General features: G+C 63.8%; 13 protein-coding genes. 6 read left to right on the top strand and 7 right to left on the bottom strand.

What is annotated here, in order from left to right:
• The first annotated feature begins 29 nt into the window (after nt 1–29).
• From JV18_RS0110695 to JV18_RS0110670, 6 genes are all read left to right on the top strand, one after another.
• On the top strand, nt 30–1,121 hold the full coding sequence (locus tag JV18_RS0110695) for a Zn-dependent alcohol dehydrogenase (protein ID WP_033074475.1): 1,092 nt from the start codon (nt 30–32) through the stop codon (nt 1,119–1,121).
• Nucleotides 1,122–1,219: 98 nt separating this feature from the next.
• Nucleotides 1,220–2,293, top strand: a complete 1,074-nt coding sequence (locus JV18_RS0110690) for a phosphotransferase family protein (protein ID WP_033074474.1) — start codon at nt 1,220–1,222, stop codon at nt 2,291–2,293.
• Nucleotides 2,290–3,066: an SDR family NAD(P)-dependent oxidoreductase gene (locus tag JV18_RS0110685; protein WP_033074473.1), complete on the top strand. Its 777-nt coding sequence runs from the start codon at nt 2,290–2,292 to the stop codon at nt 3,064–3,066. The genes JV18_RS0110690 and JV18_RS0110685 overlap by 4 nt, the downstream gene beginning before the upstream one ends.
• Entirely contained in the window at nt 3,066–3,869 is an 804-nt protein-coding gene (locus JV18_RS0110680) for an SDR family NAD(P)-dependent oxidoreductase (protein WP_033075256.1), read from the top strand. The genes JV18_RS0110685 and JV18_RS0110680 overlap by 1 nt, the downstream gene beginning before the upstream one ends.
• A gap of 153 nt (nt 3,870–4,022) precedes the next feature.
• Entirely contained in the window at nt 4,023–5,225 is a 1,203-nt protein-coding gene (locus JV18_RS0110675) for a serine hydrolase domain-containing protein (RefSeq protein WP_033074472.1), read from the top strand.
• Nucleotides 5,226–5,337: 112 nt separating this feature from the next.
• Nucleotides 5,338–7,371: a 3-hydroxyacyl-CoA dehydrogenase NAD-binding domain-containing protein gene (locus JV18_RS0110670; protein WP_033074471.1), complete on the top strand. Its 2,034-nt coding sequence runs from the start codon at nt 5,338–5,340 to the stop codon at nt 7,369–7,371.
• Nucleotides 7,372–7,604: 233 nt separating this feature from the next.
• On the opposite strand, the gene mmsB is transcribed toward JV18_RS0110670, so the two are convergent.
• The 7 genes from mmsB to JV18_RS0110635 form a co-directional block, all read right to left on the bottom strand.
• Nucleotides 7,605–8,480, bottom strand: a complete 876-nt coding sequence (mmsB, locus tag JV18_RS0110665) for a 3-hydroxyisobutyrate dehydrogenase (RefSeq protein ID WP_033074470.1) — start codon at nt 8,478–8,480, stop codon at nt 7,605–7,607.
• Between the two features lie 127 nt (nt 8,481–8,607).
• The gene (locus JV18_RS0110660; RefSeq protein WP_033075255.1) at nt 8,608–9,390 is read right to left on the bottom strand and encodes an enoyl-CoA hydratase-related protein; all 783 of its coding nucleotides are present in this window, start codon (nt 9,388–9,390) and stop codon (nt 8,608–8,610) included.
• A gap of 95 nt (nt 9,391–9,485) precedes the next feature.
• On the bottom strand, nt 9,486–10,532 hold the full coding sequence (locus tag JV18_RS0110655; protein ID WP_033074469.1) for an enoyl-CoA hydratase/isomerase family protein: 1,047 nt from the start codon (nt 10,530–10,532) through the stop codon (nt 9,486–9,488).
• Entirely contained in the window at nt 10,529–11,674 is a 1,146-nt protein-coding gene (locus JV18_RS0110650; protein WP_033074468.1) for an acyl-CoA dehydrogenase family protein, read from the bottom strand. Before JV18_RS0110650 ends, JV18_RS0110655 begins: the two co-directional genes overlap by 4 nt.
• A 106-nt stretch (nt 11,675–11,780) precedes the next feature.
• Entirely contained in the window at nt 11,781–12,080 is a 300-nt protein-coding gene (locus JV18_RS0110645) for an I78 family peptidase inhibitor (protein WP_033074467.1), read from the bottom strand.
• 21 nt (nt 12,081–12,101) lie between these two features.
• The gene (locus JV18_RS0110640; RefSeq protein WP_235303141.1) at nt 12,102–12,662 is read right to left on the bottom strand and encodes a hypothetical protein; all 561 of its coding nucleotides are present in this window, start codon (nt 12,660–12,662) and stop codon (nt 12,102–12,104) included.
• Between the two features lie 82 nt (nt 12,663–12,744).
• Nucleotides 12,745–14,244, bottom strand: coding sequence for a CoA-acylating methylmalonate-semialdehyde dehydrogenase (locus JV18_RS0110635; protein WP_033075253.1), 1,500 nt, complete (start codon nt 14,242–14,244; stop codon nt 12,745–12,747).
• Nucleotides 14,245–14,332: the final 88 nt, after the last annotated feature.

Here is a 14,332-nt window from a genome sequence, read left to right as displayed (position 1 = left end):
CTTCGCTCGAACCGAACGGAGATGGAAAAATGACCAAAGCCGCGATTCTGATCGAACCGGGTAAGCCGCTGTCGGTCGAGGAGATTGTCGTCGACAAGCCGGGCCCGCACGAGGTGCGGATCCGCACCGCCGCCTGCGGCCTGTGTCATTCGGATCTGCATTTCATCGACGGCGCCTATCCTCATCCGCTGCCCGCCATTCCGGGCCATGAAGCGGCGGGCATTGTCGAGGCGGTGGGAAGCGAGGTCCGCACGGTCAAGGTCGGCGATGCGGTCGTCACCTGCCTGTCCGCCTTTTGCGGGCACTGCGAATTTTGCGTCACCGGGCGCATGTCGCTGTGCATGGGCGGCGACACGCGGCGGCCCGCAGGCGCCAGCCCGCGCATCACCCGCCCAGACGGATCGCCGGTCCACCAGATGCTGAACCTCAGCGCCTTTTCCGAGGTGATGCTGGTGCATGAACATGCCTGCGTCGCAATCGACCCCGACATGCCGCTCGACCGCGCGGCGGTGATCGGCTGCGCGGTGACGACGGGTGCGGGCACGATCTTCAACGCGTGCAAGGTGACGCCGGGGGAAACGGTCGCGGTCGTCGGCTGCGGCGGCGTCGGCCTCGCCACGATCAATGCGGCGAAAATTGCGGGCGCAGGGCGGATCATTGCCGCCGACCCCGTGCCCGAAAAGCGCGAGCTGGCCAAAAAGCTGGGCGCGACCGACGTGGTCGATGCGATGGCCGACGATGCCGCCAAGCAGATTGTCGAGATGACCAAGGGCGGCGTCGATCATGCGATCGAAGCGGTCGGACGGCCCGCCTCGGCCAATCTGGCGGTTGCCTCGCTGCGCCGCGGCGGCACGGCGACGATATTGGGGATGATGCCACTCGCCGAGAAAGTCGGGCTGGGCGCGATGGACCTGCTCTCCGGCAAGAAATTGCAGGGCGCGATCATGGGCGGCAACCGCTTCCCGGTCGATATTCCGCGGCTTGTCGATTTTTACCTGCGCGGGCTGCTCGACCTCGACAGCATCGTTGCCGAGACTATCCCGCTGGAGAAGATCAACGAGGGCTTTGACAAGATGAAGAAAGGCGATGCCGCCCGCTCGGTTATCGTGTTCGACCAGTAGTTCAACCAAAGGGGGCCGCGCGCTGGTGCGGCCCCCTTTGTTTATGATGACAGGAAAATTCCCGCCGGACGAAAGCGGGGCAAGGGTTAGGAAACAGCATGACCGAAGCGCTCGACGCTCAAAAAGCCTTTAGCGGAACGGTCGCGCCCGAAGGCGCGGACCTGCTCGACGAAGCGAAGCTGACCCGCTGGATGGAAGCCCATGTCGAAGGGTTTAAAGGACCGCTGACCCAGCGCAAATTTGCCGGCGGCCAGTCGAACCCCACCTACAAGATCAGCTCGCCCTCGGGCGATTATGTGCTGCGCCGCAAGCCCTTTGGCAAATTGCTGCCCTCGGCCCATGCCGTCGACCGCGAATATAAGGTGCAGGCGGGGCTCCATAAGATGGGCTTTCCTGTCGCGCGCCAATATGGGCTGTGCACCGATGAGGATGTGGTCGGCAGCTGGTTCTATGTGATGGCCATGGTCGACGGCCACACCATCTGGGACGGATCGATGCCGGGATCGACCCCCGTGAACCGCCGCGCCACCTATGAGGCGATGATCGACACGCTCGCGGCGCTCCACAATGTCGACGTCGAAGCGGCCGGCCTTTCGGATTATGGCAAGCCCGGCAATTATTTCGGGCGGCAGGTCGACCGCTGGACCAAACAATATAAGCTCGCCGAAACCGAGCCTATGGACGAGATGGAACGGCTGATCGCGTTTCTGCCCGCCACCCTGCCCGAACAGACGCGCACCAGCGTCGTCCATGGCGATTATCGCATCGACAATATGATCTTTGCCCATGACCGCGCCGAAGTGCGCGCGGTGCTCGATTGGGAATTGTCGACGCTGGGCGATCCGCTGGCCGATTTCACCTATGTGGCGCTGGCCTGGGTCACCGAAAATGGTGGCCGGTCGGGGGTGATGGACCTCGACCGCGCGGCGCTGGGCATTCCCGAACTCGACGAAATGGTCGAGCGTTATTGCGCGGCGACGGCACGCGACGGCGTGCCCGACATGAACTGGTATTTCGCCTATAATTTCTTTCGCCTCGCCGGGATCATGCAGGGGATCAAGAAGCGCGTCATCGACGGCACCGCTTCGTCGGCACATGCCAAGGCGATGTCGGAGCGCGTCCAGCCGCTGGCCGCGCGCGCATGGGAATTTGCACGAAAGGCGGGCGCATGAGCCTCTTTGATCTGACCGGCGAGGTCGCCCTGATCACCGGATCGTCGCGCGGCATTGGCAAGGCAACCGCCGAGGCCATGGCCGAACAGGGCGCGAAGGTGGTGATCTCAAGCCGCAAGCAGGATGCCTGCGATCAAGCCGCCGCCGAAATCAACGCGCGCTTTGGCGAGGGCACGGCGATTGCGGTCGCCGCAAATATTTCGTCGAAGGATGACCTTCAGAACCTCGTCAACGAAACGCGCGCGGCGTTCGGCAAGGTCACCGCGCTGGTCTGCAACGCCGCCTCCAACCCCTATTATGGCCCCGGCCTTGGCATCAGCGACGAGCAGTTTCGCAAGATCATGGACAATAATATATTGTCCAACCATTGGCTGATTTCGATGGTCGCCCCCGAAATGCTGGAGCGCGGCGCAGGGTCGATCACCATCATCAGTTCGATCGCCGGGCTGAAAGGTTCGCCGATCATCGGCGCCTATGGCATTTCCAAGGCCGCCGACATGCAGGTCGCGCGCAATTTCGCGGTCGAGTTCGGGCCCAAGGGCGTGCGCGTCAATTGCATCGCGCCGGGACTGATCCGCACCGACATGGCGCGCGCGCTGTGGGAGAATCCGGAGAATCTCAAACGCTCCACCGCCGCATCGACGCTGAAGCGCATCGGCGAGCCGCATGAAATTGCAGGCGCAGCGGTTTTTCTGGCGTCCAGGGCAGGCGCCTTCACCACCGGCCAGACCATCGTCTGTGATGGCGGCGCGACAATTTCGGGAGGCGCATGATGGGCGCATTGGACGGCAAGGTTGCGATCATCACGGGTGCGGGTTCCGGGATCGGACGCGCGAGCGCGCTGCGCTTTGCTGCCGAGGGCGCGAAGCTGGTGATCGGCGACAAGAGCGCCGCGGTGCATGAAACCGCACAGCTGGTGAAGGATGCGGGCGGCGACGTCATCGCGCTCGAAATCGACGCGGGCGTCGAGGCCGATGTCGCAAAGCTGGTTGCCACCGCGAAGGAAAGCCATGGCGGCCTCGATATCGCTTTTGCCAATGCCGGGATCATTGGCGACATGGGCGGCATTTTCGACTTTGACCCCGCCGCCTGGGCCGAAACGCTGCGCGTCAATCTGATCGGCCCCGCGCTGATGGTCAAACATGCCGGCAAAGCGATGGTCGATCAGGGACGCGGCGGCGCGATCCTGCTGACCGCGAGCGTCGCGGGTTTGAATTCTGGCGCCGGTCCCGCCGCCTATTCGGCATCAAAGGCGGGGGTGATCAACCTTGCCAAGACCGCCGCGCAGCAGCTCACCACAAGCGGCGTGCGCGTCAACGCCATCTGCCCCGGCCTCACCGAAACGGGGATGACCAAGCCGACCTTTGACTATGCCAAGGACAAGGGCGTCACCCACAAGCTGGGGCAGTTGAACCCGCTCAAGCGCGCGGGCCAGCCCGAAGAGCTGGCCAATGTCGCGCTGTTCCTGGCGAGCGATCAGGCAAGCTATGTCAATGGGCAAGCGATTGCGGTTGACGGCGGGCTCACCAGCTCGCACCCCGTGACCCGGCAATTGCTGGGCCAGACGTCGCATTGAGGTGGAGATATTGATCCGGCGTCCCTTTCCCCTTTGTGTCGAGCATCGTCGAGACGCGCATCGGCCGGGCACGCCTTCGGCCTTTCTCGACTTCGCTCGACACGAACGGCGGCAGGACTATGGTTCCGGAAAACCGGATCACAGAGGAACAAGATGACCCAAGGCTTTGACCCTGCGCGGCTGGACCGCATTCCCGCTTTCCTCACGGCGAAATATGTCGATAGCGGCCGCCTGCCTCATGCGGCGACTCTGGTGTCGCGGCGCGGCGAGGTTGTGCACCGCTCGTGCATCGGCGACGCGCGGCCCGGCGCGGCGCTGAAGGAAGATGCGATTTTCCGCATCGCCAGCATGACCAAGCCGATCACCAGTGTCGCGCTGATGATGCTGCTCGAGGAAGGCAAGGTCGCGCTGTCCGATCCGCTGGTCAAATTTTGCCCTGAATTTCGCGACACGGGCGTGTTTGTCGCGGGCGGCGGCAATATGCCCTTTGTCACGCGGCCCGTCACCCAGCCGATCCGCATCATCGACCTGCTGCGCCACACCGCCGGGCTGACCTACAGCTTTCAGGAACGCACGCCGGTCGATGCGGCCTATCGCAAGACCCGGATCGACGATTTCGACGCCGATTATACGATGGACGGCTTTATCGGGGCGCTGGCGAAAATCCCGCTGCAATTCGAACCCGGCGCGCATTGGAATTATTCGATGGCGACTGACGTGCTGGGCGCGGTGATCGAGCGGGTCGAGAGCAAGCCCTTCGCCGCAGTGCTGAACGAGCGGATTTTCACGCCGCTGGGGATGAAGGATACCGGCTTTCAGGTGCCCGCCGATCAGCAGCACCGGCTGACCGATTGCTATATCTTCGATCCGGCTGAAAAGATGAAGCTGTTCGACAGCGGCGACCGCAGCCGCTGGGCCAAGGCGCGCAGCTTTCATTCGGGCGGCGGCGGGCTGGTTTCGACGCTGGCCGATTATCACCGTTTCTGCCTGATGCTGCTGGGCGGCGGCACGCTGGACGGGGTGCGGATCATCAGCCGCAAGACGCTGGCCTTGATGACCGCCAATCATCTGGTCGGTGGCGGCGATTTGACGCAGCATAGCGTCGGCGTGTTCAGCGAGGATGATAATGCCGGGATCGGCTTTGGCCTCGGCTTTGCCGTCACGCTCGACCCCGCGCGCGCCGGCATCCCGGCCTCGGCAGGCGATTTTTATTGGGGCGGCATGTTTTCGACCGGATTTTTCGTCGATCCGGTCGAGGAGATTTGCATGGTCTTCATGACCCAGCTCATGCCCTCCTCCACCTATCCCGTGCGGCGCCAGGTCAAGACCCTCGTTCACGCCGCGCTCGATGACTGAAATGACACCCACCTTCCGTTCGTGTCGAGCGAAGTCGAGACACGCAGAGCAGCGCTTCAGACGCTTCTCGACGACGCTCGAAGCGAACGGGAATAATTAGAGGAGCTTTCCCATGTCCGAAGAAACCCCCGTAAGCGTCACGATGGAAAAAGACGGCGAAATCGCCGTCATCATCGTCAACAATCCGCCCGTCAACGCGCTGAGCTGGCACGTCCGCCAGGGGCTGGAAGATCATTTCAAGGCCGCCATCGCCGATGAGGGCGTGAAGGCGATCGTGCTGCGCTGCGACGGCGGCACCTTTATCGCGGGCGCCGACATCAGCGAATTTGGCAAGCCGCCGCGCGGTCCCGATTTCAACGCGGTGCTCAACATGATCGAAGCCGCGCCGAAGCCCGTGGTCGCGGCGATTCACGGCACCGCGCTGGGCGGCGGGCTCGAAACTGCGCTCGTCTGCCATTATCGCGTCGCCGTGCCCTCGGCAAAGCTCGGCGTGCCGGAGGTCAAGCTGGGCCTGCTCCCCGGCGCGGGCGGCACGCAGCGCCTGCCGCGCATCGTCGGCGTCGAGGCAGCCGCCGAAATGACCTCGACCGGCAACCCCGTCCCCGCGCCCAAGGCGAAGGAAATGGGCCTGGTCGACGAACTGGCGGGCGAGGATAGCCTGGCCGCCGACGCCATCGCCTATGCCCGCACCAAAATCGCCGACGGCCCGCGCCCGACGCGCGAACGCGAAGTGTTCGGCGACATCGCCGTCATCGATAAACTGAAAGAGAAAAACGCCCGCCGCTGGCGCGGCTTCGAAGCGCCTTACGCCAACCTCGCCTGTGTCGAGGCGGCGACGCGGCTGCCCTTTGAAGAGGGTCTCGCCTTTGAACGCGAGCAATTCATGAAGCTGATGTTCGGCAGCCAGTCGGCGGCGCAGCGGCATATTTTCTTTGCCGAGCGGCAAGCCGCGAAGATCGACGGCCTGCCCAAGGACACGCAGCTGCGCGACGTCAAGAAGGTCGGCATTATCGGTGCCGGCACGATGGGCGGCGGCATCATGATGAACTTCCTTCAGAAAGGCATCCCCTGCACCATCGTCGAGATGCAGCAGGAAGCGCTCGACCGCGGGCTGGGTGTGGTGCGCAAAAATTATGACGCCAGCGCCGCCAAGGGTCGTTTCAAGCCCGAACAAGTCGACCAGATGATGGGACTGATCACGCCGACGCTGAGCCTCGACGACCTTGCCGACTGCGACCTGATCATCGAGGCGGTCTATGAGAATATGGACGTCAAGAAAGAGATTTTCGCCAAGCTCGATAAGATTGCCAAGCCCGGCGCGATCCTGGCATCGAACACCAGCTATCTCGACATCGACGAGATAGCGACCGCGACGAGCCGCCCCGGCGATGTGCTGGGCATGCACTTTTTCTCGCCCGCCAATGTCATGAAGCTGCTGGAAGTTGTGCGCGGCGACAAGACGGCGCCCGACGCGCTGGCGACCGCGATGGCGATCGGCAAGAAGATCGGCAAGGTCGCGGTGGTCGCGGGCGTGTGCGACGGCTTTATCGGCAACCGCATGCTCAAGCCCCGCCAGATGGAGGCGATGAAGCTGCTGATGGAAGGCGCCACCCCGGCGCAGGTCGACAAGGTGCATGTCGAATTCGGCATGCCGATGGGGCCGTTCCAGATGAGCGACCTTGCCGGGGTCGATATCGGCTGGCACCGCGACCCCAATCGCATCGAAAGCATCCGCGACGCGCTGTGCGCCGAAGGCCGCTGGGGCCAGAAGAAGCAGGCGGGCTTTTACGATTATGACGAGAAGCGCAAACCGTCCGAAAGCGCGCGCGTTGCCGAGATCATCGAAGAGTTTCGCAAGAAGGCGGGCGTCGAGAAGCGCGAGATTACCGATCAGGAAATCATCGAGCGCACGCTTTACCCGATGGTCAATGAAGGCGCGCTGATCCTGGAGGAAGGCAAGGCGCAGCGCGCGAGCGACATCGATGTCGTGTGGATCTATGGCTATGGCTGGCCCGTCTATCGCGGTGGCCCGATGTTCTGGGCGGGGCTGGAAGGCACCGACAAGATTGTCGCGGCGCTGGAAAAGCACGGGTTCGAGATTGCGCCGCTGCTGAAGGAAAAGGCGGAGGCGAAAACCGGGTTCTGATAATCCGGCTATACTGACCGGAAAGGCCGTCTGTTCCTCCTGGGAACAGGCGGCCTTTTGCTATTCGCACACCGACCGAGGTAGAGCGGGCTTTACCGGGAGAGGGAGCAGAGCGTTCGCTATTCCCCAATCATCGTCATCCCGGGCTTGATCCGGGATCCACGGCGGCGCGAATGGACCCCGGATCAAGTCCGGGGTGACGAACAGGGGGTGGGCAAGCAGCGCGAGAAGATTCAGCCCTGCAACGTTCGGATGATCGCCGAAAAGTCGTGACCGCCCTCATCCACCGCGACGAAAGCCTCGTAAAGATCGCGCGCTTTCGTCCCCATCGGCACATCGGCGTCGACGCTTGCCGCGGCTTCCATCGCGAGGCGCAGATCCTTGAGCATCAGCGCGGCGGCGAAACCGCCCTTGTAATCATTGTCGGCGGGGGTCGTCGGCCCGACCCCGGGCAGCGGCGCATAGCTGGTGAGCGACCAGCATTGCCCCGACGACACGCTCGCGATGTCGAAGAATTTCTGCGGATCGAGGCCGAGTTTCTGCGCGAGCGCAAGGCTTTCGCAGGTCGCGATCATCGAGGCGCCGAGCAGCATATTGTTGCAGATCTTCGCCGCCTGCCCTGCGCCCGCATCGCCCGCGTGGATCACCGCCTTGCCCATCGCCGAAAGGATCGGTTCGGCGCGCGCGAAGCCCTCGCCGGTGCCGCCGACCATGAAGGTCAGCGTGCCGGCATTGGCGGCGGCGATGCCGCCCGACACCGGCGCGTCGACCGCGACTAGGCCCTTGGCGGTCGCCGCCTCGATATTGGCGCGCGCGGTTGCGACGTCGATGGTCGAACAGTCGAGCAGCAGCGTTCCGGGGGCGGCGCTCGGGAAGACGTCGGCCTCATAGACCGAGGCGACATGCTTGCCCGCAGGAAGCATTGTCACGACGGCTTCGGCGCCGGTCACGGCTTCGGCCGCGGATGCGGCGCGCGTGCAGCCCGCATCGACCGCGCGCGCGTGCGCCTCTTCGCTAAGGTCGAAGGCGCGGACCTCATGGCCCGCCTTCGCAAGGTTCGCGGCCATGCCGCCGCCCATGTTGCCGAGTCCGATAAAGGCGATTTTCATTTGGTCTCCCCTCCCGCTTGCGGGAGGGGCCGGGGGTGGGCCAGTCTCCCGATAGTTGAAACATGCCGGAGCGACCTTGAAACAGGCCCGCCCCTAACCCCTCCCGCAAGCGGGACGGGACCCGGACTCACCGCCCCTTCCACACGCCTTCGCGTTTCTCGATGAACGCCGCCATGCCTTCGGCCTTGTCCTCGGTCGCGGCGAGGATCTGGAACAGGCGGCGTTCGTAGATCAGCCCTTGGTCGAGCGTGGTTTCGAACGCAGCGTCGACCATGTCCTTGTTCACCATCGCAGCCATCGGCGGCATGGATGCGATCGTCGCGGCGGTCTTCATCGCCTCATCGACAAGAGTCTCATGCGCGACGACACGCGCGACGAGGCCCGACCGTTCGGCCTCCTCGGCGTCCATCATCCGGCCGGTGAGGCACATTTCCATCGCCTTTGCCTTGCCGACCGCGCGCGTCAGCCGCTGCGACCCGCCCATGCCCGGCGCGACGCCGAGCTTGATTTCGGGCTGGCCGAATTTGGCCTTGTCGCTGGCGATGATGAAGTCGGCCATCATCGCGAGCTCGCAGCCGCCGCCCAAGGCAAAGCCGTTGACCGCCGCGATCCACGGCTTGCGAACCTTTTTCACAAAATCGCTCGTCCATTTCGAGAAAAAGTCCTCAAGATAGAAATCGGCCGCGGGCTTGTCGGCCATCTCCTTGATGTCGGCGCCCGCAGCGAACGCCTTGTCACCCGATCCGGTGAGGACCGCGCAGCGTTGGCTGTCGTCGGCCTCGAACGCGGCGAAGGCGGCGATCAGGTCGTCGAGCACCTGGCTGTTGAGCGCATTCAATGCCTGCGGGCGGTTGAGCGTGACGAGCGTGACGGCGCCGCGCTGTTCGACGAGGATGGTTTCATAGGTCATTCTGATGATCTCCTGGTGATCGTCATGCCGGACGTGCTCCGGCATCCATTCCGGCGAGGTTGACTGGACCCCGGATCAAGTCCGGGGTGACGAAATTAGGTGAGCGGCGTCCACTTCTCTCCATCGGGCAGCGGCGCGAAGATCGCGTCGATCCATTCATCGCTGACCGCCTCCGGCGTCGGCGGGTCCCATTTAGGGTTGTTGTCCTTGTCGACGATCAGCGCGCGTACGCCTTCGATGAAGTCGTGCATCTGAACGACGCGCGCGCCGATCGCATATTCCTGGGCCATCTCGGCGGCGAAGTCGGGCATCGCCGCGCCTTCCTTGAGCTGTCGCAGCGCAACCTTGCACGTCTGGGGCGATTTGGTGCCGAGCGTGTCGCGTTCCTTCTTTGCCCATTCCGAGCCGTCGGCCTCGAGCGCGGCGAGGATGTCCTCGTAGCGGTCGCTCGCGAACAGGCGGTTGATCTTGTCGAGACGGTCCATCACCGCCGCTGGCGGGGCGGTCGCCGACAGCTCGCCCAAAATGCCGCCGATACGGTCGGGATGCGCGGCGATGCGTTCCTTTGCCTCGGCAAGCTTTTCGGACGGCAGATAGTGCGTTGCAAGGCCGAGCGCGAGGCATTCCGCCCCGTCGAGCCGCGCGCCGGTGAGCGCAAGATATTGGCCGACGCGCCCCTCCAGCCGCGGCAAATACCAGCCGCCGCCGACATCGGGGAACAGGCCGATCCCCGTTTCGGGCATCGCAAAGCGCGTATGTTCGGTCGCGACACGATATTTGGCGGGCTGCGAAATGCCGACGCCGCCGCCCATGGTGATGCCGTCCATGAAGGCGACGACGGGCTTGGCGTAGGTGAAGAGCAGGTGGTTGAGGCGATATTCGGTGTGGAAAAAGGCGCGCGCCTCGGCGCCGTCCTTCGCGCCGCTCTCCGCCAGCATGCGAATGTCGCCGCCCGCGCAGAAACCGCGACCCTCGCTATGCTCGAGGATCACCGCTTCGATGGCGTCGTCAGTGCGCCAAGCGACAAGCGCGTCGGTCATCGCCTCGCACATCGCAAGGTTGAGCGCGTGGATCGCCTTCGGACGATTGAGCGCGATGCGGCCTGCGCGGCCGTCGGTGGAAATCAGAACATCTTCGGTCATTGGCGCAGCAGATCCCTTCCGACGATCATCCGCATCACCTGGTTCGTTCCTTCGAGAATCGAATGGACGCGCAGGTCGCGCCAGAAACGCTCGATCGGATAATCTTTCAAATAGCCATAGCCGCCGAACAGCTGGAGCGCGCGGTCGACAACCGAACTGCCGCTGTCGGTCGCCAGCCGCTTTGCCATCGCGGAAAAGCGCGACTTGTCGGGCGCATTGGCGGTGACTTTGGCGGCGGCCAGATAGAGCAAGGCGCGCGCGGCTTCGAGGTCGGTCGCCATGTCGGCGAGCGTGAACTGGGTGTTCTGGAAATCCGAAATCGGCTGCCCGAACTGCTGGCGATCCTTGGTATAGGCAACGGCTTCGTCGAGGCAGCGCTGGGCGCCGCCGAGCGAGCAGGCACCGATGTTGAGCCGGCCGCCGTCGAGCCCCGCCATCGCGAAGCGAAAGCCGTCACCTTCGGCGCCGACGCGGTTTTCGACCGGCACCTTCACATTGTCGAGGATCACCTGCGCGGTCGGCGAGGCGTTCCAGCCGAGCTTGCGCTCCTTCGCGCCAAAGCTGACGCCTTCCATATCCTTTTCGATGACCAGGCACGAAATGCCCTTCGGCCCCGGATCGCCGGTACGCACCATCGTCACATAGATATCATTGACCCCGGCACCCGAAATGAACTGCTTGGTGCCGTTCACGACATAATGGTCGCCTTCGCGCCTCGCACTGGTCTTGAGCGCTGCCGCGTCGGAACCCGAACCGGGTTCGGTCAGGCAATAGCTTGCCATCTTGTCCATGGTGACGAGGTCGGGGAGGAACTTGGCCTTGACGTCGGCACTGCCGAACGCGTCGATCATCCAGCTCGCCATATTGTGGATCGAAATGAAGCTGCTCGTCGCGGGGCAGCCATAGGCCATTGCTTCCATGATCAGCGCCGATTCGAGCCGCCCAAGCCCGATACCGCCCGATTCCTCGCTGACATAGATGGATGCAAAGCCCAGCTCGGCCGCCGCCTTGATCACGTCGCGCGGGAAATGCGCCTTTTCATCCCATTCGGCGGCATGGGGCGTGATCGCATCGGCGGTAAATTTGCGCGCCATATCCTGAATGGCGAGCTGGTCGTCGGTAAGCTGGAACTGGTCGGTCATGTCTCTTCTCTGTCGTCACGCTAGGCCGTCAGGCTGGCGACATATTGCGCGCCCCAAGCGATGGAGCAGAGGGGCCGCGACGGTCGTCCGCGCGGCCCCCTGGGCGTCAGCCACAGGTGATTTTTTCAATCTTGTTGCTGTCGTCATAAGTGACGTTCACGCGGTCTTCGCGATAATCCATCGTCATTGCCGAACGTGGCGGACCCCAGCGGAGGGTGCGCGCGCCGCTGGCCTTTAGAATGGCCGCGCCAACATCGGCTGTCGCAGTTTGGCCTACAAAGCTTTGCACGGCGTCGGCGTTGCAGGTGGCGGGGGCGGGCGGCGTTACAGGATCGGTAGCAGCATAGCCGCCCGCACAGCCCGCGAGCGGGAGGGCGGCGGCAGCGGCAATCAAACGAATATCCATTATTAATCTCCCTTGCATCCTTTATGCCGCCGGAGCGGCGCAGCGTGTATAGCGCAGCAAGGCGGGTTCGGCACCCTCGCCATAATCGCGGCGCACCAAGGTCTTGCCGCCATCGGCAAGCCCAAGCAGCATTACCCGGTTCCAGTTTTCGCCTTCGCCGCTGAACCGGAAATCGGCGACGATGCGGCTGGCGTTGCGATCGCGCACGCGCATCAGTTCGCCCGCCGATTCATAGAAACGCAGCGTCGCGGCGTCGATGGACAGAAGCGTGACCCCCTTTTCCTTTGTGCAGTCAGCCGCGTCGAGCGCCCAGCTTCCCCGGATCGGTGCCGGGATCATCTTGTCGCCCGCGCCGATGCCCGGCTCAGCGGTTGCCGGGGGCGGCATTGAGGGGTCCACCACATAACCGAGATCAGCGTCGGAGGGTTCGGTCTTTTCGGCGGGCGGATTGCCTATGGGAGCCGCCATGTCGGGAACGGCATCTTCCCCCACTGGCGCATTTTGCTCGCCATCGCTCTGGCCGCCGCCGCAAGCCGCAAGCGTCAGGGCAGTCGCCGGTAATATCCAGCGCATCATCGTCATTCTCCTTCGCAGCGCCGGCATCGTGCCGGTGCCTGAAAGAGGAAATGCCCGATGAGCGACGGCAGTTTCATGGCCCGGCCAATCAACCCATCGTCGGAATGACAAAGGCGTTACCGCCGTCGGGCGAGCCGTCGGGCCAGCGCGCGGTGACGGTCTTCACCTTCGTCCAGAATTTGACGCCTTCCATGCCGTGCTGGTTGGTGTCGCCGAACGCCGAGCGCTTCCAGCCGCCGAACGTATGATAGGCGACCGGCACCGGGATCGGTACGTTGATGCCGACCATGCCGACATTGACGCGCGCGGCAAATTCGCGCGCGGCGTGACCGTTGCGCGTGAAGATCGCGACGCCATTGCCATATTGATGCTTCGACGGCAGTTCGAGCGCGGTTTCGAAATCGGGCGCGCGAACGATCTGGAGCACGGGGCCGAAGATTTCCTCCTTGTAGCTTTCCATGTCGGGGGTGACATGGTCGAACAAAGTCGGGCCGACGAAGAAGCCCTGCTCATGCCCCTGAAGGCTGAAGCCGCGCCCGTCGATGACCAGCTCGGCGCCCTCGTCGGCGCATTTGGCGATCCAGCCTTCGACCTTTTCCTTGTGCGCCTGCGTCACCACCGGGCCATAATGCGCCTCGGCATCGGTCGACACGCCGACGCGCAGCGCCTCGATGGCGGGGACCAGCTTTTCGCGGAGGCGATTTGCCGTATCTTCGCCGACCGGAACGACGACGGGAAGCGCCATGCAGCGTTCGCCCGCCGAGCCGAAGGCGGCGCCGGTGAGGTCGTTGACCACCTGGTCGAGGTCGGCATCGGGCATGACGATGCCGTGGTTCTTCGCGCCGCCCATCGCCTGCACGCGCTTTCCGTTCGAAACGCCGCGATTATAGACATAATGGGCGATGTCCGACGAGCCGACGAAGCTGACTGCTCCGATGTCGGGATGATCCAAAATCGCGTCGACCATTTCCTTGTCGCCGTGGACGGTCTGGAAAATCCCCTCGGGCATCCCGGCTTCGAGGAAGAGTTCGGAGAGGCGCACGGGGACCGAGGGGTCGCGCTCGCTGGGCTTGAGGATGAAGGCGTTGCCCACGGCGGTTGCGACACCGCCCATCCACAGCGGGATCATCGCGGGGAAGTTGAACGGGGTGATGCCGGCGCCGATACCGATTGGCTGGCGCATCGAATAGACGTCGATGCCGGGGCCCGCGCCCTGCGTATATTCGCCCTTCAGCACATGCGGGATGCCGCAGCAGAATTCGATGACTTCGAGCCCGCGCTGAATGTCGCCCTTCGAATCGGCGATCACCTTGCCATGTTCGCTCGACAGCATTTCGGCGAGCTCGTTCATATTGGCTTCGACGAGGCGTTTGAATTCGAACATCACACGCGCGCGGCGCTGCGGGTTGGTCGCGGCCCAGGCGGGCTGTGCCTTTTTCGCCGCCGCGACGGCGCGGTCGAGCAGCGCGCGGTCGCCAAGCGCAACCTCGGCCTGCACGCCGCCATTGTTGGGATCGAAGATCGCGCTCTTGCGGCTGGCGCCGAGTCCTTCGGCGCCGCCGGCAATATGGTGGTCGATCTGTCGCATGGCCATTCGTCTCCCGTATCTGGTTACCGCCGACTGAGACCAACAGGGGTTAAATTGCAAGGGATAGACTTGCAGTCCAAAGCTGCAT

The organism is Sphingopyxis sp. MWB1, assembly GCF_000763945.1.
Classification (GTDB): domain Bacteria; phylum Pseudomonadota; class Alphaproteobacteria; order Sphingomonadales; family Sphingomonadaceae; genus Sphingopyxis.
The sequence above is the reverse complement of the archived record's forward strand: the minus strand, read 5'-3'. Positions and strand labels throughout refer to the sequence as shown.